This window comes from Streptomyces sp. BE20 (assembly GCF_036322525.1).
Lineage (GTDB): Bacteria > Actinomycetota > Actinomycetes > Streptomycetales > Streptomycetaceae > Kitasatospora.
This window is the reverse complement of the sequence record NZ_JAQYWW010000957.1, coordinates 60412-82083: the sequence shown is the minus strand read 5'-3', so window position 1 is coordinate 82083 and position 21672 is coordinate 60412. Positions and strand designations below refer to the sequence as shown.

At 75.4% G+C, this 21672-nt stretch carries 8 protein-coding genes; 4 read left to right on the top strand and 4 right to left on the bottom strand.

From position 1 onward, the window contains the following. The first annotated feature begins 26 nt into the window (after positions 1-26). From PUR61_RS24075 to PUR61_RS24060, 4 genes are all read left to right on the top strand, one after another. Positions 27-233, top strand: coding sequence for an MbtH family protein (locus PUR61_RS24075; RefSeq protein WP_329881456.1), 207 nt, complete (start codon positions 27-29; stop codon positions 231-233). Positions 234-324: 91 nt separating this feature from the next. Then, on the top strand, positions 325-1821 hold the full coding sequence (locus PUR61_RS24070) for an MFS transporter (protein ID WP_329881455.1): 1497 nt from the start codon (positions 325-327) through the stop codon (positions 1819-1821). A gap of 108 nt (positions 1822-1929) precedes the next feature. After that, positions 1930-2985, top strand: coding sequence for a MupA/Atu3671 family FMN-dependent luciferase-like monooxygenase (locus PUR61_RS24065; protein WP_329881454.1), 1056 nt, complete (start codon positions 1930-1932; stop codon positions 2983-2985). Then, the gene (locus PUR61_RS24060) at positions 2982-3533 is read left to right on the top strand and encodes an NADPH-dependent FMN reductase (RefSeq protein ID WP_329881453.1); all 552 of its coding nucleotides are present in this window, start codon (positions 2982-2984) and stop codon (positions 3531-3533) included. Before PUR61_RS24065 ends, PUR61_RS24060 begins: the two co-directional genes overlap by 4 nt. Positions 3534-3634: 101 nt before the next feature. Here PUR61_RS24060 and PUR61_RS24055 read toward each other — a convergent pair whose 3' ends face one another. From PUR61_RS24055 to PUR61_RS24040, 4 genes are all read right to left on the bottom strand, one after another. After that, a complete protein-coding gene (locus PUR61_RS24055; RefSeq protein ID WP_329881452.1) occupies positions 3635-3835 on the bottom strand; it encodes an MbtH family protein in 201 nt (66 codons plus the stop codon). Positions 3836-3903: 68 nt separating this feature from the next. Continuing rightward, positions 3904-4647 (bottom strand): 3-oxoacyl-ACP reductase FabG, encoded by a 744-nt coding sequence (gene fabG, locus PUR61_RS24050; protein ID WP_329881451.1) that lies wholly within the window; start codon positions 4645-4647, stop codon positions 3904-3906. Then, a complete protein-coding gene (locus PUR61_RS24045; RefSeq protein WP_329881450.1) occupies positions 4644-15662 on the bottom strand; it encodes a non-ribosomal peptide synthetase in 11019 nt (3672 codons plus the stop codon). Before PUR61_RS24045 ends, fabG begins: the two co-directional genes overlap by 4 nt. Beyond that, positions 15659-21670 (bottom strand): type I polyketide synthase, encoded by a 6012-nt coding sequence (locus PUR61_RS24040; RefSeq protein WP_329881449.1) that lies wholly within the window; start codon positions 21668-21670, stop codon positions 15659-15661. Before PUR61_RS24040 ends, PUR61_RS24045 begins: the two co-directional genes overlap by 4 nt. Between the last annotated feature and the right edge of the window lie 2 nt (positions 21671-21672).

Below are 21672 nucleotides of genomic sequence, written 5' to 3'. Positions count from 1 at the left end.
CCCCGCTCCACCGAGAGGAACGCCCGATGAGCACCAACCCGTTCGAGAACGCCGACGGCAGCTACCTGGTCCTGGTGAACGAGGAGGGGCAGCACTCCCTCTGGCCGGTCACCGTGGCGGTCCCGGCCGGCTGGGACACCGCCTTCGGCCCCGACAGCCGCCAGTCCGCCCTCGACCACATCGAGGCCAACTGGACGGACCTGCGCCCGCGCAGCCTGGCCGAGCACGCCTGACCGGCGGACGCCCGACCGGCGCACGCCCGGCCCGCACGAGGGGCCGGGCCACCGAGGAGAGAACGATGAGCGAGCGAAACGAGGCCGGCCGATGAGTGCCACCGACACCGACCCGGAGACCGGCCGACCCGGCGTGCCGGAGCGGCTGCGAAACCCGTGGGTGGCGATGTTCGCCATCTGCTTCACCCAGGCGGTGGTCCTGCTGGACACCACGGCGGTGAACGTGGCCGTGCCCTCGCTGGCCGAGGGCCTGGGCGCCGGCGTCGACCAGGTGCTCTGGATGATCAACGCCTACCTGCTCTCCTACGCGGTGCTGCTGGTCACCGGCGGCAGGCTGGGCGACCTGTACGGCCCGCGCAGGATGTTCCTGATCGGCCTGGCCGTGTTCGTCCTCTCCTCGGCGGCCTGCGGCATCGCGCAGACGCCCGGCCAGGCGATCGCGGCCCGCGTCCTCCAGGGTGTCGGCGGCGCGCTCCAGACCCCGCAGGCGATGGCCGTCATCACCCGGATGTTCCCGGCCGACCGGCGCGGCGCCGCGATGGGCGTCTGGGGCTCCTTCGCGGGGATCGTCGCCGCCGCGGGACCCACCCTCGGTGGCTTCCTGGTCTCCTGGCTCGGCTGGCGGGGCATCTTCTACATCAACATCCCGGTCGGGGTGATCGGCGCGATCCTGGTGCTGACCTTCGTCCCGGCCCTGGAGCCGAACCGCAAGCACCGGATCGACGTCCTCGGCTCGGTCCTGCTCACCGTCGCCGTGTTCTGTGTGGTGTACGGCCTGATGGAGGGCGAGTCCCACCACTGGGGCCGGCTCTGGGGGCCGCTCACCGTCCCGATGCTGATGGTGGTCGGCGTGGTGGTGCTCGGACTCTTCCTGGTGGTCGAACGGGGCCGGCAGGACCGCGACCCGCTGGTGCCGTTCGCGATCCTGCGGGACCGCAACTTCACCGTGATGGCCGTGGTGGTGGGCGCGCTGCCGTGCGGCCTCGGCGGCATGCTCCTGCTCACCCCGCTCTACCTCCAGGAGGTGCAGGAGTTCAGCGCCTTCCAGGCCGGTCTGCTGATCGCCGTCGCCCCGCTGGTCTCGATCTTCGCCGCGCCGTACTCCGGCCGGTTCTGCGACCGCTTCGGCGGCAAGTACGTGATGGTGGCGGGTCTCACCCTCTTCGCGGTCGGGATCGCGCTGCTGGCGGCCCTGATCCGCGCCGACTCCGGTTGGACGGCGCTGCTGCCCGGCCTGGTCTTCGTGGGCCTCGGCATGGGCGTGGCCTACGCCCCGGCCGGGGTGGTCGCCTTCGAGAAGATCGAGCCCGCCATGTCCGGCGCCGCGTCGGGCCTGTTCAACACCACCCGGCTCTGCGGCAGCCTGCTCGGCAGCGCCTCGGTGGGCGCGCTCCTGCAGGCCCGCCTCGTCGGCGGCGACACGACCGGCGCCGTCCGCGCCACCTACCTGCTGCCGGTCGGCTTCCTCGTGGCCGGTGCGCTGGTCACCCTGCTGGTCCGGCGCTCGCGGCCGGCGGCCGCGGACGCCGGCGACGGTCCCGCCGGCGCGGCGCCTGCGCGGGCCACCAGCGGGAGCGGCAAGTCCTGACTTTCCGGTACCGCCCAAGCACGACCGACTTCCACCGGAGCTCCAGGCTCCGCCGGGCCACCGGCACCCGCCCGGGCCCGCATTCACCTTCGCCAGGGGGGCAAGGCAGTGCACTTCAGTCTCTTCTACTTCGCGGACGGCCAAGGTCGTGGACGGGAGCAGTACCGGCTGCTGCTGGAGGGCGCGCGGTTCGCCGACGCCCACGGCTTCAGCGCGGTCTGGACGCCGGAGCGGCATTTCCACGAGTTCGGCGGCCAGTACCCCAACCCGGCGGTCATCGGCGCGGCGCTGGCCTCCGTCACCGAGCGGATCGGCATCCGGGCCGGCAGTGTCGTGGGCCCGCTGCACCACCCGGTGCGGATCGCCGAGGAGTGGTCGGTGGTCGACAACCTCTCCGAGGGCCGGGTGGGCCTCTCCTTCGCCTCCGGCTGGCACGCCAACGACTTCGTCCTGCGCCCGGAGAACTACGCCGGCCGCAAGGAGGTGCTGATCGAGACCATCGACACGGTCCGGCGGCTGTGGCGCCAGGAGGAGGTCACGCTGCCGAACGGTGACGGCAACCCGGTGGCCGTGCGCAGCTACCCCGCGCCCGTCCAGTCCGAGCTGCCGGTGTGGCTCACCAGCGCGGGCAGCCCCGACACCTTCCGGCAGGCCGGTGAGCAGGGCCTCGGCCTGCTCACCCACCTCCTCGGCCAGGACCTGGAGGACCTGGCCAAGAAGATCGCCGCCTACCGCGCCGCCCTGCCCGGGGGCGCCGGGGGAGCGGCGGGCCAGGTGGCGCTGATGCTGCACACCTTCCTCGGCACCGACCGCGACGCCGTCCGGGAGACCGTCCGCCGGCCCTTCACCGACTACATCCGCAGCTCGATCGGCCTGATCATGAAGGCGGCCGGGGACATCCTGCCGGGCGTCAACCCGGACGAACTCGACGAGGACGACCTGGAGTTCCTGGTCGAGCGCTCCTTCGACCGGTACTTCGACACCGGCGGCCTGTTCGGCACCGTCGAGGACGGCCTGGCCACCCTGGAGCGCCTCGACGCGCTCGGCATCGACGAGGTGGCCTGCCTGATCGACTTCGGGGTGGACCCCGACCAGGTGCTGGCCGGACTGGAGCACCTGGACCGTCTCAAGGACGCCTGGGCCGCGCGCGGGGCGGGATCGTGAACCTCCTGCTGGTCACCGGCACCGTCGCGGGAACGTCCAGCTGCCACGCGCTCACCCGGCTGATCGGCGAGCGGGCCGAACTCACCGGACAGCTCACGGCCGGCGAGCTCGACCGGTCGCTGCTGGCGCTGCCCCCCCTCGACGCGGACCGCTACCGCAGCGGCGAACTGCTGCGGGAACCGGCGGTCGACCGGCTGTACAAGGAGGTGGCCGCCGCCGACGCCGTCGTGCTGGCCACGCCGGTCCAGCACGGCAGCCTCTCAGGGGTGCTCAAGAACCTCCTGGACCACCTGCCGGACGGCTCGCTCGCCGACCGTCCCGTCCTGGTCGCGGCCACCGCGACCAGCCTGCACAACGCCTCCGGCGCCTGCGACCACCTGCGGACGGTGGTCCGGGCCCTGGACGGCTGGGCGGTGCCCACCCACCTGGTGGCGCAGCGCAGCGACCTCGCCGACCCGGCGGCCCGTGCGGCGCTCACCGCCCGGATCGACGTGGCGGTGGCCGAACTGGCCCGGTTCGCCTCGGCCCTGGGGCCGGCGGTCCGCTGACCCCGGGGCCGTGCGCCCGTACCGCGTTCACCGGCCGGTGCCGGGGTCGAGAGGACCCCGGCACCGGCCGGATCGCCGTCCGTCCTTCGCCGCCCGCCGCTCTAGGACGGACCCGGGCGGCGAAGGCTCAGCGGACGGAGGTCGGTCCAGTGCGCCTCGACGTAGGACTCGCAGGCGTCCTCGGTGCCGGTGAAGCCGGCCGGGTGCCAGCCGGCGGGCACGGGGAGATCGGCGGGGAAGAGCCCGTGCTGCAGCTCGTCGTTGACCAGCACGGTCCAGTGCGCGGCGGGGCGGTCGTCCACGGGTGCTCCAGGCGAAGTCGGGGCGTCGGGCGGGTCGGGGGGCCGGGGATCGGGGGCCGGGCGGGTCGTCAGCGGAAGCCGCCGTCGATGCGGAAGACCTCGCCGGTGATGTAGGCGGCCCGCTCGGACACGAGGAAGGCGATCAGCTCGGCCACCTCCTCGGGACGGCCGAGCCGGCGCAGCGAGACCTGTTCGAGGGCGCGTCCGACGGCCTCGTCCGGTAGCCGGGCCACCAGATCGGTGTCGATGTAGCCGGGGGCCACCACGTTCGCCCGGATGCCGAACCGGCCGACCTCCTGGGAGAGGGACTTGGTGAACCCGATGATGCCGGCCTTGGTCGCCGCGTAGTTGCTCTGCCCGGCGTTGCCGCAGATGCCGGCGACCGAGGAGAGGTTGACGACGGCGCCGGACCGGCGCAGCACCATGCCGTCGATCACCGCACGGCAGGCGTGGTAGACGCCGCTGAGGTTGACCTGGAGGACGTCCTGCCAGTCCTGGTCCTCCATCAGCAGCAGCGGTGCGTCCCGCAGGATCGCCGCCGAGGTCACCAGGGCGGTGATCGGGCCCAGCGCGTCCTCGGCGCCGTCGACCAGCGCGCCCACCGCGGCGGCGTCGGACACGTCGGCCCGGCGGACGTAGGTGTTGCGGCCGAGGTCCAGCAGCTCCTTCTCCAGGGCCCGGGCGGACTCCGCGTCCGCCCCGTAGCACAGGGCGACGTCGAAGCCGTCCCGGGCCAGCCGCAGTGCGGTGGCGCGGCCGATCCCACGTGTCCCACCGGTGATCAGAGCCACCGGCCCGGCCGTCCTGGTCATCGTGTTCCCCTCTCCTGTCGGGTGCGGTGCTCGGTCTGCCCGGCCGAGTCCGGGGCGGGGGGTTGCGGTGCCGTGCGCTGCCGGACCAGGCGCCTCAGCTCGGCGATCCCGAGCTCCGGCCGCTGCGCCAACAGTGCGAGCAGGAAAGGCCACTGGCGCATCATCACGGCCATCGCCCGCGGCTCGATCCGCTCCGGGGAGTACAGCCACAGGCCGCGCAGGCCGCCGTCGGACTCGTGCATCATCAGGTACAGGTCGGCGTTGTGCGGCCGCATCTCGGTGATCAGCTCGGGGATCACCCCGTCGTCGCCGACGTTCAGGTTCAGCGGCGCCGACTTGAGGCCGTGCAGGTCCAGCGGCTCACCCGCGACGTTGAGCAGGTTGAACAGCAGCCGCAGCGGGTTGCGGTCCTCCCCGGCGTCCCGGCGGAGCCGCCGCAGCGGCACCTCCTGGTGCAGGTGGGCGTCCAGTACGCCCGCGCGGACCGCGGTGATCAGGTCCCGGACGGTCGCGTCCGGCGAGGGCCGGGGGCGCACCACCACCGGGTTGATGAAGAAGCCGATCATCTGCTCGGTCTCCGGGTGCTCCCGCCCGGCCAGCGGGAAGCCCACGGCGAGGTCGCCGTCCGCCACCCCGCCGTCCGCGCCGCCGCGGTCCGGGCCGCCGTCGGCGTAGGTCTGCAGCAGCAGGTGGAACGCCGAGAGCAGCACGATGAAGAGGGTGACGCCCTCCCGCTGCGCGGCGTCCCTCAGAGCCCCGGTGACGGCCGGCTCCAGGACGAAGCCGGTGGTGAACCCCTCCGCCGCGCCGGCCTTCTGGTGCTCCGGCGCCTCGAACCTCGGCAGCGGCGGCAGACCGTCCAACAACCGCTCCCAGTAGGCGACGTGCTCGTCCAGCGCGCCGTCGGCCAGCCGCCGCCGCTGCCACGCCGCCCAGTCCGGGTACTGGACCACCGGCTCGGGCAGCGTGGACTCCCGGCCCAGGACCCGGGCGGCGTACAGCTCGCGCAGTTCGCGCCCGAGCAGCGCGTAGGACCACAGGTCGACCACGATGTGGTGCAGCACCAGCACCAGCACCCACTCGTCCGGGGCGGTGGCGACCAGGGTGCCCCGGACCAGCGGCCCCCCGGCCAGGCTGAACGGGCGGCTCACCTCCGCCTCGACCAGCCGCCGCAGCTCCTCCTGCCGGGCCTGCTCCGTCCCGACCCGCAGGTCCGCGGTGGCCAGCGGCCAGCCCCCGACCGGATCCACCAGCTGCCGCCACTCGCCGGCGCCGTCGTCGACGATCCTGGTCCGCAGCGCCTCGTGGCGCCGCACGATCTCGTCCAGGCCGTGCCGCAGCGCCTCCCGGTCGAGCTCTCCGCTCAGGACGGTCGCGGTGATGACGTTGTGGTGCGCCTCGTCCGGGTCCACGGGCTGGTACATGATGTCCAGCTGGGCGAAGGACAGCGGGACGCCCCCGCGCCGGTCGGCCGGCGGGACGGCGCCGCCCCGCGGGCCGCCCCGGCCGAGGTGCCGGTTCCGGCGCCGGTCCGTCGGAGCGGGCCGGGCGACCGGCGGACCGCCCGCCCCGGGCAGGGCGGCGCAGGCGGCGACCGCCCGCAGGGCGGCGAACCAGGTCCCGGCCAGCTCGCGCACGTCCCGCTCGTCCAGCTGGTCGTCCGCCCAGGTCCAGCCGGCCGCCAGCTGCGGGCCCCCGGGGCCGTCGTAGGTGACCGCGTTCAGCTCCAGCGGGTGCGCGAGCAGGGTGACCTCCGCCTCGTCCCCGCCCGGGGCGGTTCCGGCGTCGGCCGTGACCGGTGCCCAGGGCGCGCCCTGCCCGGTGCCGGTGAAGCGTCCGAGGTAGTTGAAGGCGACCTCGGGGACGGGGAGCGCGGCCAGCGCGGCGGCGGTGTCCGGATTGAGGTGCCGCAGCAGGCCGAACCCCAGACCGTCGCCGGGCAGGGCGGCCAGCTGCTCCCTGATCCGGACCACGGCAGCGGCCAGCTCCGTCCCGGACTCCTCCACCTGGGCCCAGCCCAGCGGGCCGGAGGCGAGCCGGACCGGCTGGACGCCGGTGAACCAGCCCACGGTGCGGGACAGGTCGACCCCGGGCGCGAGGTCCTCGTGCCGGCCGTGGCCCTCCACGTCGACCAGCACCCCGCCGTCCGGTGCGCCGGGGCCGGGCCCGCCCCGGCGGTGGCGCCACTCCTCCAGGGCGATCCCGAAGGCGGCCAGGAGCACGTCCTGGACTCCGGTGTGGAAGGCCCCGGGGACCCGCCCCAGCAGGGGCGCGGTGTCGTCCGGCGGCAGGGTCAGGACCAGCCGCCCGATGCCGGTCCCGGCCCGGGCGACCGGTCGGTTCCCGGCGGGTCCGGCGGCGGCCGGTCCGCTCCCGGGCGGTGCGTTCTCCGGCCGGCGGGCCAGGAGCGGCGGGGCGCCGGCCAGCAGCCTCGTCCACTCCGGGAGCTCGGCGACGCGGTCCGGGGCGACCGCGTCGGCGGCCAGCAGGCCGGCCCAGCGGCGCACCGAGGTCCCCACGGGAGCCAGCACCACCGGCCGCCCCGCGAGCACCGCCTCACCGGCGATCCGCAGGTCCGGCAGCAGGATCCGCCAGGACACCCCGTCCACCACCAGGTGGTGGAGCACCAGCAGCAGCCGCCCCGGTTCGCGCGGCCCGGCGTCGAACCAGACCGCCCGGAGCACCACCCCGGCGACGGGGTCCAGCAGCCCGCGGGCCACAGCCGCGTGTCCGGCGACCCGCGCCCGCAGCCCTGCCTCGTCCGGTACGGTCCCGCCCGGCCCGGTGACGTCCACCCGGTGCAGCCGGTCCTCGACCCGCACCGAGCCGTGCGGCCCGGCCAGGAGCGACCAGCTGCCGTCCGGCCGGACGGTCAGCCGGGAGCGCAGCACGTCGTGGTGGTCGACCAGCGCCTGCAGCACCGCGGTCAACTGCCCCCGTCCGGTGCCCGGGGGGACCGCGACCACCGCCTCCTGGCTGAACCCGTCGATCGGGGTGTCCAGCCCGCGCAGCCACTCGACGATCGGGGTGGGGGCGATCTCGCCGGTCCCGACGTCCTCGGGGCCCTCCGCCGCCTCCGCGTCGGTGGCCACCGTGGCCAGGCCGGCGACGGACTGGTGGGCGAACACGTCCCGCACGGTGACCGTCAGCCCGGCGGTCCGGGCCTGGGAGACGACCTGGATCGCCTGGATGCTGTCGCCGCCCAGGTCGAAGAACCTGTCCCCGGTCCCGACCTCGGGAAGCCCCAGCACCTGCGCGTAGATCCCGCACAGGGTCTCCTCGACCGGCGTGCGGGGCCGCCCGGAACCGGGCGCCGCCGGGAAGTCGGGAGCCGGCAGCCGCTCCCGGTCCACCTTGCCGTTGGCGGTCAGCGGCAGGTCGTCGAGGACCACCACCGCGGCCGGGACCAGGTACGGCGGCAGCCGGCGGGCGAGCGCGGCCCGTACGGCCGCGGGATCCGGCCGCGCCGCCGGGCGCGGGACCACGTATCCGACCAGGATCCGGGTGCCGGGCCGGTCCTCACGGACCGTCACCACGGCCCGGGCGATCCCCGGCAGGGCGGCCAGGGCGGTCTCGATCTCGCCCGGCTCGATCCGGAAGCCGCGCACCTTCACCTGGTGGTCGGTCCGGCCGAGGAAGTCCAGCTGCCCGTCCGCCCGCCACCGCACCAGGTCCCCGGTGCGGTACATCCGCGCCCCGGGCGGCCCGTACGGGTCCGGGAGGAAGCGGCGTGCGGTCAGGCCGGGCCGGCCCAGGTAGCCGCGGGCCAGCCCGGAGCCGGCGACGTACAGCTCGCCCGGGACGCCGACCGGCACCGGCCGCAGCCCCTCGTCCAGGACACGCACCCGGGTGTTGGCGATCGGCCGGCCCACGGGCGGGACGCCGCCGCCCGACAGCGGCCCGGTCATGGTGGCGCACACGGTGACCTCGGTCGGGCCGTACGCGTTGACCATCCGGCGCCCGGCCGACCAGCGGGCGGCCAGCCCGGCCGGGCAGACCTCGCCGGCGACCACCAGGGACAGCCCGGCGGGCAGTCCCCCCTCCGGCACGGCCGCCAGCACGCTGGGCGGCAGGGTCACGTCCGTGACGCCGTACGCGGCGCAGGTCCGGGCCAGCGGCTCGCCCGGGAGCAGCTCCTCCTTCGGGAGCACGATCAGCGCGGCGCCGGACAGCAGCGCGTCGCACCGCTCCGCCACCGAGGCGTCGAAGCTCGGTGAGGCGAACTGCAGCAGCCGGCTGCGCCCGTCCAGCCCGAAGCCCTCGGTCTGGGCCGCGACCAGCGCGGGGATCCCGGTGTGGGTGACCACCACGCCCTTGGGCGTCCCCGTCGAGCCGGAGGTGTAGATGACGTACGCGGCGTGCGCCGGGGTCAGGGGTTCCGCGCGGTCGGCGTCCCCGGGCGCGGTGGCGGGGCGGGCGTCGAGCTCCCGGAGCACCTCCGGCCGGTCCAGGAGCAGGAGCGGGACGCCGGTGTCCGGGAGCACGCCGCTCAGCTCCCCGGTGGTGAGCAGCAGGACCGGGCCGGCGTCCCGGAGCAGGAGGGCGATCCGCTCCGGCGGGTAGTCCGGGTCGACGGGCAGATAGGCGGAGCCCGCCTTGACCACGGCCAGCATCGCGACCACCGACCGGGCCGAGCGGGGCAGGGCCACCGCCACCGGCCGGTCCGGACCCGCGCCGCGGTCGATCAGCAGCCGGGCCAGGCGGTTGGCCTCCGCCTCCAGCCGGGCGTACGTCAGCTCCCGCTCGGCGTCGACCACCGCGGTGCTGTCCGGGGTGCGGGCCACCTGGGCCTCGAACAGCTGCGGCAGGGTGGCCGACGGCAGGTCGCGGTCGGTGTCGTTCCACTCGGTCAGCAGCCGGTGCCGTTCGCCGGGGGTGAGCAGGTCCACGGCGCCGATCGGCACGTCCGGGGCGGCGCAGACCGCCAGCAGCAGACGGCGAAGCCGGTCGGCCAGGACCTCGACGGTGTCCGGGTCGAAGACGTCGGCGTTGTACTCGACCACGCCGTCGATCCCGGCCGGTGCGCCGGCGCCGGAGCCGCGTCGCCCGGTCAGCGCGAACACCAGGTCCATCCGGGCGGTGCCGGTGCTCACCGGTACGACCTCCTCGGCCAGGCCCGGCAGGCCGAGTTCGGCGTCGGGGAGGTTCTGCCAGGCGAGCATGACCTGGAAGAGCGGGTGGTGCGCGGTGGACCGGGCGGGCCGCAGCGCGTCCACCAGGAACTCGAACGGGACCTCCTGGTGGGCGAACCCGTCCAGGCTGCGTTCCCTTACCCGCGCGAGCAGCTCCCGGAAGGTGGGGCGGCCGGACGCGTCCACCCGCAGGACGAGGGTGTTGACGAAGAAGCCGACCAGGTCCTCGGTGGCGGCGTCGGTGCGGCCGGCGACGGTCGCCCCGATCGGGAGGTCGTCCCCGCCGCCCAGGCGGTGCAGCAGGGCGGCCAGGGCGGCGTGCACGACCATGAACTCGCTGGTGTCGTGGCGGCGCGCCAGGGCGGCGACGGCGTCGTGCAGTCCGGCGTCCCAGTGGAACGCGACCGTGCCGCCGCGGTGGCTCGCCTCGGCCGGGTGCGGCCGGTCGACGGGCAGCGCGATCCGCTCCGGCAGGCCGTCTAGCGCCCGCCGCCAGTGGTCGAGCTGCCGGGCCCGGACGCTGTCCGGATCCTCCGGGCCGCCGAGGAGCCGCCGCTGCCACAGCGTGTAGTCGGCGTACTGGACGGGCAGCGGTGTCCAGTGCGGCGGCCGGCCGGCCAGGCGGGCGGTGTAGGAGGTGGCCAGGTCGCGCCCGAGCAGGGCGACCGACCAGCCGTCCGCGGCGATGTGATGCACCACCAGGACCAGCGTGTGCCGCTCCGGGCCGTGGACCAGCAGTTCGGCGTGGAGCGGCGCCTCGCGGGCCAGGTCGAAGCGGTACCGGGCGGCGGCGGCCACCGCCTCGTCCGTGACGGGGCCGGGGACCTCGGTCACGGTCAGCCCGGGGCGTCCGGCCGCGGGGTCGAGGACGTGCTGGCGCGGCACGCCGCCCGTGTCGGGGAACGTGGTGCGCAGCGGCTCGTGTCGGTCGGTCAGGTCCGCCAGCGCCGCCCGCAGCGCGTCCACGTCCAGGGCGCCGGTCAGACGTACCGCCATCGGGATGTTGTAGGTGGCGGAGGGGCCCTGGACGCGGTCCAGGATCCAGAGCCGCTGCTGGGCGAAGGAGAGCGGCAGCTCGGCGGGCCGCGGCCCGGGCCGCAGCACGGGGCGGGGTTCGGGGCGCGGCGCCGGGGCCGCGCCGTCGTGGCCGACGACCTCGGGGTCGGTGCCGTCGGGGCGGGTTCCGTCGGCGTCGGCGGCGAGGCGGTGGGCCAGGCCGGCCACCGACGGCGTCTCGAACAGTGCGCGGACGTGGACCTCCACGCCCAGGGCGGCCCGGATCTGCGAGACCAGCCGGGTGGCGAGCAGGGAGTGGCCGCCCAGGTCGAAGAAGCTGTCGTGGACGCCGACCGCGGGCACCCCGAGCACCTTGGCGAAGAGCTCGCACAGCGCCTCCTCCCGCGCGTCGCGCGGCGCGACGAAGGCCGGGCCCAGGTCGCGGCGGTCGCCGTCCGGCGGGGGCAGGGCCCTGCGGTCGGTCTTGCCGTTGGGCGTCAGCGGCAGGGCGTCGAGGAGGACGAAGACGGACGGGACCATGTAGGCGGGCAGCCGCGCGGCCAGGGCGGACCGCAGGACGGGGGTGAGCCGGCGGGCCAGGCGGCGCCGGGCGCCGTTGACGTGGCGTGCCGGGTCCTGGTCGCCGGGCGGCGGCCCGGCCGCGGGCGGCAGCCCGACGGCGGGCTCGCCGTCGGCGCCGACGCGGCGGGCGACGAGGTCCAGCGCGCCGTCCGGGCCGTGCCCGGACCAGTCGAGGTCGATCCGGTACCCGGTCCGGTCGGCGAGGGACCACAGCTCCTCCGGGTCCACGGCCCCCTGGACCGGGAGGACGGGGGAGGCCGGCGGGTCCGCCGGGTCGCCGGCGGGCGCGGCGCCGAGCCGCCCGAGGGCGTCGGCGAGCGCGCGGACGCGGGCGTTGGGCACCCCGCGGACGGCGAGCAGGGACGGCCGCTCCGACGCCAGCCGGTCCTGAAGCGACGCCACGGTGAGCCGCTCGGCCTCCCAGTCCAGCCACGCGAAGTCCGCCTGCGGGGCCGCCTGGGCCTGTGCCCGGGCCCGGGCCTCCGCCGGCGGGTCCGTCCGTGCGGTGGTGAGGACCACGTCGTAGCGGAAGCGGGTCAGCTCGTTGTCGCAGTCGGCCCGCTTGGGCAGCACGCGGACCTCCTCGACGGCGGGGAACCGCCCCGGCAGGGAGGTGAACAGCCGCGGGTCGATCACGAGTTCCTCGTCCTCGTCCACGTGGCGCCGCACCCGCGCGAGCAACCGGTCTGCGGGGAGCCCGGGTTCGGCACGGGACAGCTGGACCGAGAGGTGGAACGACTCCAGCAGCGGCAGGCTGCGGACGTCGCCGAGGAACACCGACCCGCCCGGTGCGAGGCGGGCCAGCGCGGCTTCGACCACCCGCAGCAGGTACCGCTCGTCGGGGAAGTACTGCACCACCGAGTTGAGCACGACCACGTCGAAGAGCCCGTCGGGCAGCCGGTCCAGCCGGTCGGCCGCGCAGCGGTGGAGTTCGACCCGGCCGAAGGGGTGACCGGGGGCGTCGACGGCCGTCCTCAGGCCCGCGAGCGCGACCTCGGAGATGTCGGTGCCCCAGTACCGTTCGCAGTGCGGCGCGACCCGTTGCAGGATCAGCCCGGTGCCGCACCCGATCTCCAGCACCGAGCGGGGACGCAGGCCGAGCACGCGCTCCGCGGTGCGGTCGGCCCACTCGCGCATCTCCCCGGCCGGGATCGGTTCGCCGGTGTAGCTGCTGTTCCACCCGCGCAGGTCCTCGACGGGGATCGGTGCCGGCGCGGGGGAGCCGGCGCCCGCGAGGCCGGCGGGGGAGCGCCCGGGGCCGTCGGTGCCGGTGGGCGGCCGGCTGCCGTCCTCCTCGTCGTAGGCGGTGTCCCAGATCCGGCGCCACTCGTCGACCTGGTCCGGCCACTCCTCCGCCGGGCCGGAGCCGTCGTCGACGGCGGGCACCACGTACGCCACCAACCGCTGGTCACCGGGGACGTCCTCGCGGACCGTCACCACCGCGACCCCGACCTCCGGCCGCCGGGCCAACTCGCTCTCGACCTCACCGAGTTCGATCCGGAACCCGCGCAGCTTCACCTGGTGGTCCAGCCGGCCCAGGAACTCGATGCCGCCGTCACGCCGCCGGCGCACCAAGTCCCCGGTGCGGTACAGCCGCTCCTGCGGCCCGGCCCCGAACGGGTGCGGGACGAACCGTTCGGCGGTCAGCCCGGGCAGACCCAGGTAGTCCCGGGCCAGCCCCGCGCCGCCGATGTACAGCTCACCGGGGACACCGGCCGGCACCGGACGGCCCCGGTCGTCGAGCACGTGCAGTTCGGTGTTGGCGATCGGCTCGCCGATCGAGATCGGGCCCTCGCCCACCTCGGCCACCGCCGACCAGATCGTCGTCTCGGTGGGGCCGTACATGTTCCACAGCGTCACGCCGGTGGCCAGCAGCCGCCGGGCCAGCTCGGCCGGCAGCGCCTCGCCCCCGGCCAGCACCCGCAGACCCGGTGCGCCCGGCCAGCCCGAGTCCAGCAGCATCCGCCAGGTGGACGGCGTCGCCTGCATCACGGTGGCCCCGGAGGCGGTCAGCAACCGGGACAGCCGCTCGCCGTCGGCGACCGCCTCGCGTTCGGCGACCACCACCCGCGCGCCCTCGGCCAGCGGCAGCAGCAGCTCCAGCAGCGAGATGTCGAAGGAGTGCGTGGTGACCGCGAGCAGCGTCTGGTCCGGCCCGATGCCCGGCCGTTCCGCCATCGAGTACAGGAAGTTGCCGAGCGCCCGGTGCGGGATCCGGACCCCCTTCGGCTGCCCGGTCGAGCCGGAGGTGTAGATCACGTAGGCGAGGTCCTGCTCGGCCACCGGCTCGTCGAGGCCGTGCTCGGGCTCGACGAGGAGCCCGTCGTGGAGCTCGTCCAGGCACAGCACCTCGGCGCCGGTCCCGGGCAGCCGCTCCGCGACCGCCCGCCGGGTGAGCAGCACCGGCAGCCCGGAGTCGGCCAGCACGAAGGCGATCCGGTCCGGCGGGAACTCCGGGTCCAGCGGGACGAAGGCACCGCCGGCCTTCAGCACGGCCAGCATCGCCACCACCAGCTCGACCGAGCGCTCCGTGCAGATGCCGACCGGCACGTCCCGGCCGACACCGTGCCGCTTCAGCCGGTGGGCCAGCCGGTTGGAGCGCCGGTCCAGTTCGGCGTAGCTCAGCGCCTCCCGGCCGCAGCGGACGGCCTCGGCGGCCGGGGTGCGGGCGGCCCGGTCTTCGAAGCGACGGTGGGCGAACCCCGGGTCGGGCCACTCCCGGCGGGTGTCGTTCCACCGGTCGCGCAGCCGCCGCTCCTCCTCCGCCGCGAGCATCGGCACCTGCCCCACCGGGAGGTCCGGATCGGCGAGCAGGTTCTCGACCAGCAGCCGGAGGTGGCCGGACAGCTGGTCGACGGTGGCCGCGTCGAACAGGTCGCTGTTGTAGTCGAACCGCCCGCTCAGACCCTCCGGGCGGTCGAAGACCTGGAGCTCTAGGTCGAACCGGGCGGCGGTGCTGTCCACCTCCAGCGGTTCCAGGCGCAGCCCCGCGGCGTCGAAGGAGGGCATGGCGATGTTCTGGAAGACGAAGGAGACCTGGAAGACCGGGGAGCGGGACAGGTCCCGCTGCGGGTGCAGCTCCTCCACCAGCCGCTCGAACGGCAGCTCCTGGTGCGCGAAGGCGCCCAGGCACACCGGCCGTACCCGGCGCAGGAGTTCCCGGAACGTCGGGGCGCCCGACAGGTCCGTCCGCAGCGCCAGCGTGTTGGCGAAGTACCCGATCAGCCGCTCGACCTCGGGACGGCCCCGGTTGGCGACCGGCACCCCGACGACGACGTCCTCCTCGCGGGTGTAGCGGTGCAGCAGGACCTGGAAGGCCGCGAGGAGCGTCATGAAGGGCGTGACCCCCTCGCTCCGGCTGAACGACCGCACCCGGTCCATCAGGTGCGCGGGGAGGGCGAACGGCCGCGAACCGCCCCGGGTGCTGCGGACGGCGGGCCGGGGGCGGTCGGTGGGCAGCTCCAGGGCCGCGGGCGCCCCGGCGAGGGCCTGCTTCCAGTACTCCAGCTCGGCCGCCGCCCCCTCGCCGTCGAGCCGCCTGCGCTGCCACACCGCGTAGTCGGCGTACTGGACCGGCAGTTCGGGCAGCGCGGCCTCGGTGCCGGTGGCGTACGACCCGTAGAGGGTGACCAGCTCGTCGAGGAAGACCGAGGTGGACCAGAGGTCCCCGGCGATGTGGTGGATGGTGAGCAGCAGGACGTGCTCGTCCGGGGAGAGGCGCAGGAACCGCATCCGCAGCAGCGGGCCGGCCTCCAGGTCGAACGGGCGGGAGAACTCCTCCTGGGCCAGGGCGCGGATCCCGGCCTCCCCGTCCGGCCCGTGCAGGTGCTCGCAGGGCACGACGGTGAGCTCGGGCGCGGAGCCCTCGGTGACCACCTGCACGGGCTCGCCGTCCACCTCGCGGAAGGTGGTGCGCAGCGCCTCGTGGCGCCGGGCGATCTCCCGGACGGCGCGCTGCCAGAGGTCGAGGTCCAGCGGGCCGCGTACCCGGGTCGCGCCGGAGACGTTGTAGGCGGTGTCCCCGGGCGTCAACTGGTCGAGGAACCACATGCGTTGCTGCGGGAACGACGCGGGGAAGCGGTGCTGCCGCCGCCTCGCCGCCGGCGGCCGGGCGGTCTGCTGGGGAGTGGTCTGCTGCGGCGGTGCGGCCTGCTGGGGGGCGGGCCGCTGCCCGGCCTTCCTCCGGCGCAGGTGCTCGGCCAGCAGGGCCCTCTTCTCGGCGGCCGAGAGGGTGGCGGGGTCGGGGGTGGTCATCGCGCGTCCGTCCTCGTGTGTCCGGTGGCCGGCCTGCTCTCGCTCGCTCATGCCCGGTCCTCCCGGGCCCCGAGGTCGTCCGGCTCCTCGGCGAGCAGTGCCCGGAGCTGCGCCTCGACCTCGTCGTCGGACAGGTCGTCCAGCCCGTCCAGCCCGTCCAGCTCGTCGAGCCCGTCCAGCTCGTCGAGTGCGTCCGGTTCGTCGAGTGCGTCGAGGTCGCCGGGCCCGGTGAGGTCCGCCTCGTCGCGGCTCAGGATCTCGATCGCGTCCCCGTCGCGGCCGTTCCCCGCGCCCTCGCCGCCGGTCGCGGCCAGCAGCCCGACGGTGTGCGCGACGGTGGGGGTCTGGAAGAAGTCCCGCAGGTCGAGTTCGGTGCCGAACCGGCTCTGGATCCTGCTGTTGATCTGCACGGCCGCCAGCGAGTGGCCGCCCAGGGCGAAGAAGTCGTCGTCGACGCCGACCTCCTCGACGCCCAGGACCTCCCGCCAGACCGCCGCGACCGCCTCCTCCTGCTCGGTGGCCGGGGCCAGGAACGGGGTGGGGAGGTCGGGCCGCGGATGGGTGCCGCCCAGTGGCGCCAGCAGGTCGATCTCCCGCGCGAGGAGGGCGGGGGTGATCGACCGGGCCAGCCGGCGGAGCGCGCCGAAGTCCTTCGGCGTGACCACCAGGTGGGCCGGGAGTACGGGTTCCGCGAGGATCCGGGCGAAGGCCGCCCGGCCGTCCTCCTCGGCGAGGCCCTCGCCGAGCGCCCGCAGGGTCCCCGCTCCGGCGGGTGCCTCCCCGGGGCCGGCCGCCGAGGGGCCCGCCGTCGAGGCGTCGGCCGGCCCGGCCGTCGGTCCGGTGCCGGTGTCGGCGCCGGTCTCCGCCTCGGCCTCGGCCTCGGCCTCGGCCTCCGCGACGGTCTGCCGGAGCTGCTCCAGCAGGGCCTCGACGTCGTTGATCCGCTTGACCGTGAAGTCGGTCACCTGGACCAGCAACCGGCCGTCGGGGTCGAGGAGTTCGAGGTCGCAGGTGAGGGTCTCGCCGGACGACCCGTCGGGTTGCCGGATCTCCACGCCGACCAGCACGGTACCGGTCAGCGGGTGCAGGACCCGCAGGCTGCGGTAGGTGAGCGGGAGGTAGTACGGGTCCTGCGCGTGCAGCCGGAAGACCCCGCCCGCCATGTCGAGCAGGGCCGGGTGCAGCGGGTAGCCGTCCAGGTCGGCCAGGAAGGCGTCGTCCAGCCGGAGGGTGGCGAGCATCCGCCGGCCGCCGGTCCGGATGGTCTTCAGCACCTGCCAGCGCGGCCCGAACCAGAACCGGAGCGGTCCGCCGCCCTCCTCGAAGCGCTCCACCCCCAGCCGGCCCCGGATCTCCTCCTCGGTGGACAGGACCTCGGTGACCTCGCAGCGGGCCAGCACCTCGGCCAGGTCGCGCACGGTGTCCGGGCCGCGGTCGTGGAACGTCGCCCAGCCGACGGCGTGCTCCCGCCACCGTGCGCCGTCGCCGGTGCGGCTCCGGACCGTGAAGTGCGGCCGACCGTCCCGCTCCTCGATCGTGGTGTAGATCGTCCTGGTCCGCCCGTCGGGCACGATCACCGGTGTCATGAACAGCACGTCGTGGAGTTCGATCTCCCGGTCGGCGGCCTGTTCGGCCAGTGCGGCGCGGACCAGTTCGAGGTAGGCCGTGCCCGGGACCAGGCCGTGGCCCATCAGTCGGTGGTCGGCGACGATCCAGTGGTCCGCGGTGTTCAGGTCCGTGGCGTACGTCCGGGTGGTCCCCTCGGACCCGACCCGGCGGAGCAGCGGGTGTCCGGTGTCCTGCCCGGCCGGGTCGACCGTGCCCGGCCGGGAGGGGAGCCCGGCCGCCATGCCGACGCCCTCCCAGGTGCCCCAGGCGACGGAGGTCACCGGCCTGCCCTGCTGCCGCCTGCTCAGGGCGAAGGCGTCGAGGAAGGCGTTGGCCGCGGCGTAGTCGCTCTGGCCCGGCCCGCCCAGAACGGCCGTGACGGAGGAGCAGAGCAGGAAGAAGTCCAGCGGGTCGTCCTCGCAGAGCCGGTCCAGCACCAGGGTGCCGCGGGTCTTCGCCGCCAGCACCCGGTCCGCGTCCTCGCGTGTCTTCCGCGCGATCATCCCGCTGGACGGGGTTCCGGCCGCGTGCACGACGCCGTTCAACGCGCCGAACGCGGACCGTAGTTCGGCGATCCGGGCGGCGGTCTGCTCCGGGTCGGTCACGTCGGCCCGCAGCACGGCTACCCGGGCGCCGAGCTCCCGCAGCCGGGACAGCCGCCGGATCCGGACGCCGGTCGGGTCCTGCTCCCCGTGCGTCTCCAGCCACGCGGCCCAGTCCTCCTCGGCGGGGAAGTCCGACCGGCCGAGCAGCCCCAGCACGGGAGCCTCGACGCTGCGCGCGAGCTGCTCGGCGAGGGCCAGGCCCACTCCGCCGAGTCCGCCGGTGATCAGGTAGACGCCGCCGTCGCGCAGCGGGGCCACGGCCGGCCGGCCGGCGGTGCCGTCGGAGCCGTCGAGGCCCTCGGGGTCGTCGGAGCCGTCCGCCCCGAGCCGGAACGCATCGAAGTCACGGACCCACCAGTGCCGTCCACGCAGGGCCAGTTCGCGTTCCCCGGTGCCACGGACGAGCAGGTCGTGGACGGCGCGGACCGATCCGTCCGGCGGGGCGGCCGGGTCGGTGCCGGTGATGTCCAGCAGGCGGCACTCGACGTCCGGCAGCTCCTGCGGGACGACCGTGCAGGGGCCGGCCAGGGTGGCGTTCTCCGGTTGCAGCGGCTCGTCCCCGGTCACGCTGTGGACGCCGCGGCAGAGGACGTCGATGGTGATCGGCACCGACGGGCGGGCGTCCTCGATGCCCTGGGCCAGCGCGATCAGGCTGTCGAAGCCGACCCGTCGTGCCTCGTCGAGCCGGGTTTCGTCCAGCCGTGCCTCGTCGAGCCGTGCCTCGTCGAGCGCGTCGGCCGGGCCGCCGCCCAGGCTGAACAGGTGCACGATCCGGAGTGCTGCCGCGCTCCGCAGGTCCGGTGAGCGGAGGAGCTCGGCGAAGTGGTCACGGTCGGCCGGGTCCAGCGACCAGGACCGTTCGCCGCGGGAGCGGAGCCCGTCGTCGGCGCCGACCCGGACGACGGAGGCACCCCCGTCCTCCAATTGCCGGGCCAGGGTGCGGCCGAGGCCGAGGTCGTCGCCCAGCACCACCCAGAGCGGCTCCGGGCCGTCCCCGGGCCGCCGGCCGGTGCTGCGCGGTGCGAGGCGCCGCCAGCCGGGGGTGCGGAACCAGTCGCCGAGCGGCACGGCGGCGCCGTCCGCCGTGCCGTCCGTGGGGGTCGTGGTGGCGGTGGTGGCGGCGGGGTCGGGGTCCACCCAGTACCGCTGCCGCTGGAAGGCGTAGCCGGGCAGGCGCAGCACCCGGCGGCCCTCGGACGGCCGGACGGCCGCCCAGTCGACCGGGACGCCGGCGCTCCACAGCGAGCCCAGGGCCTCCAGCAGCCGTACCCGGTCGTCCGTCCGTTCGTGCGGGTGGCGCAGCGAGCCGGCCACGGTCCGGTCGTCGCGCCAGGCGCGGTGCTCGCGCACGAAGTTGCCGAGGGTGTGGCCCGGGCCCACCTCGACCAGGACCCGGGACGGGTCGGCCAGCAGCAGTCCGGCGGCCTCGGCGAAGCGCACGGGCTGCCGCAGGTGACGGCCCCAGTACTCCGGGCTGGTGGCCTGCTCGTCGGTGATCCAGGTGCCGGTCACGTTGGAGCAGAAGGGGATGCGCGGGGGGTTCAGCCGGACCTTGCGGACCTCCTCGACCAGCGGTCCGACGGCGCCGTCCATGGTGGCGGAGTGGAAGGCGTGCGAGGTGTGCAGCCGCCGGCAGGGGATGCCCGCGGCCCTGAGGCGGCGCTCCAGCCCGTCCACCGCGCCGGTCGGGCCGGAGACCACGCTCAGGGCGGTGGAGTTGACCGCGGCCAGGGCGAGGGCGGGACCGTCGCCGTCGTCGCCCAGCCAGGGCGTCAGCTCGTCCTCGGAGAGGAACACGGTGAGCATCGACCCGGCGGGCATGGCCTGGACCAGGCGGCCCCGTGCCGCCACCAGGTGGACGGCGTCCTCCACGGAGAAGACGCCCGCGAGGCAGGCCGCGACGTACTCGCCGACGCTGTGGCCGACCATGGCCTGCGGGTGGACGCCCCAGGCGGACCACTGGCGGGCGAGGGCGTACTCGACCAGGAACAGCGCCGGTTGGGCGAACTCGGTCCGGTTCAGCCGGGCTTCGGCCTCGGCCGCTCCTCCGGGCCGGGGGAAGAGCGAGTCGCGCAGGTCCGCGCCCAGCTCCGCGGCGAACAGCTCGGCGCAGCGGTCGAGTTCGGCGGTGAACACCGGCTCGTGCCGGTACAGGTCGCGGGCCATGTCGACGTACTGGGTGCCCTGGCCGGGGAACAGGAAGGCGACGGGAGCTTCGTCGGCGGCCCCGGCGGTCCCGGCGGTGACGGCGCGCAGTGCGGCGACGGCCTCCGCCCGGTCCCGGCCCACCACGGCCCGGCGCCGACCGAACGCGCGCCGCCGGCGGGCCAGCGTGTGGGCGACGTCGTCCAGGAGTGTGCCGGGGTGCTCCTCCAGGTGGTCGGCGAGCCGGTGCGCGGCCTGCTCGACCGCCTCCGGGGTCCTCCCCGACAGCGGCAGCAGGACCGGACCGGCGGGGGCGCCGGACTCGCGGGAGGGCGTGCGGCGGTCCTCCGGGCCGGCCTCCGCGTCGGCGTCCGGGCTGGGCCGCTCGGCGGGGGCCTCCTCCAGGACCAGGTGCACGTTGGTGCCGCCGATGCCGAACGAGCTGACCCCGGCCCGGCGCGGCCGGGATCCGCGGGGCCACGGCCGCAGCCGGTCGTTGACGAAGAACGGGCCGGACTCCAGGTCGAGTTCGGGGTTGGGCTTGGTGAAGTGCAGCGACGGCGGAATGGCCTCCTGCCGGAGCGCCAGCACGGTCTTGATGAGCGCGGCGACTCCGGCGGCGGCGTCCAGGTGACCGATGTTGCCCTTCACCGACCCGACCGCGCAGTAGCCGGTGGCCGCGGTGTCCTCCCGGAAGGCGCGGGTCAGCGCGGCGATCTCGATCGGGTCGCCGAGCGGGGTGCCCGTGCCGTGGGCCTCCACGTAGTCGACGGTGTCGGCGCCCACCCCGGCCATCGCGAGCGCCTCGGTGATCACCGACGCCTGTCCGTCGACCCCGGGCGCGGTGTAACCCGCCTTCAGTGAACCGTCGTTGTTGACCGCGGAGCCCAGGATGACGGCGTCCACGGTGTCGCCGTCGCGGCGGGCGTCGGCCAGCCGGCGCAGGACCACGACGCCGGTGCCGTTGCCGGGCACGGTGCCGCCCGCCGCGGCGTCGAAGGGGCGGCAGTGCCCGTCCGCCGAGAGGATGCCGCCGGGCTCGTACAGGTGGCCCTGGCGCAGCGGCGAGCCGACCGAGACGCCCCCGGCGAGTGCGAGGTCGCACTCGCCGCCCAGCAGGCTCTGGCAGGCCAGGTGGACCGCCGTGAGGGAGGTGGAGCAGGCGGTCTGCACGGTCAGCGCCGGGCCCGTCAGGCCGAGCTTGTACGCGACCCGGGTGGTGAGGAAGTCCTTGTCCCCGGCCAGCAGCGTCTGGTACGGCCCCGCGGCCTCGAAGACCCGGCGGTTGGCCGTCACGTTGTACAGCAGGTAGCTGTTCATGCCGGCCCCGGCGAAGACCCCGATCCGCCCCTCGAAGTCCTCCGGGACGCAGCCGGCGGACTCCAGGGCCTCCCACGCGCACTCCAGGAACACCCGGTGCTGCGGGTCCATGATCTCGGCCTCGCGCGGGCTGTAGCCGAAGAAGGCGGCGTCGAAGCGGTCGGCGCCGTCCAGCGCGCCCTTGGCCCTGACGTAGCCGTCCTGGCTCAGCAGGGCGGGGCTCACCCCCTCGGCCAGGAGCTCCTCCTCCGAGAAGACGGTCACGGACTCCCGGCCCTGTTCCAGGTTCCTCCAGAACGTGTCGACGTCGGGGGCCCCGGGGAAGCGGCCGGCCATACCGACGATGGCTATCTGGTCGAGCTCTTCGGACATCTCCGACATCG

Coding starts and splice junctions, on each gene's coding strand:
- PUR61_RS24075 (WP_329881456.1), top strand. CDS start 27: ATGAGCACCAACCCGTTCGAGAACGCCGACGGCAGCTACCTGGTCCTG.
- PUR61_RS24070 (WP_329881455.1), top strand. CDS start 325: ATGAGTGCCACCGACACCGACCCGGAGACCGGCCGACCCGGCGTGCCG.
- fabG (WP_329881451.1), bottom strand. CDS start 4,647: ATGACCAGGACGGCCGGGCCGGTGGCTCTGATCACCGGTGGGACACGT.
- PUR61_RS24045 (WP_329881450.1), bottom strand. CDS start 15,662: ATGAGCGAGCGAGAGCAGGCCGGCCACCGGACACACGAGGACGGACGC.
- PUR61_RS24040 (WP_329881449.1), bottom strand. CDS start 21,670: ATGTCGGAGATGTCCGAAGAGCTCGACCAGATAGCCATCGTCGGTATG.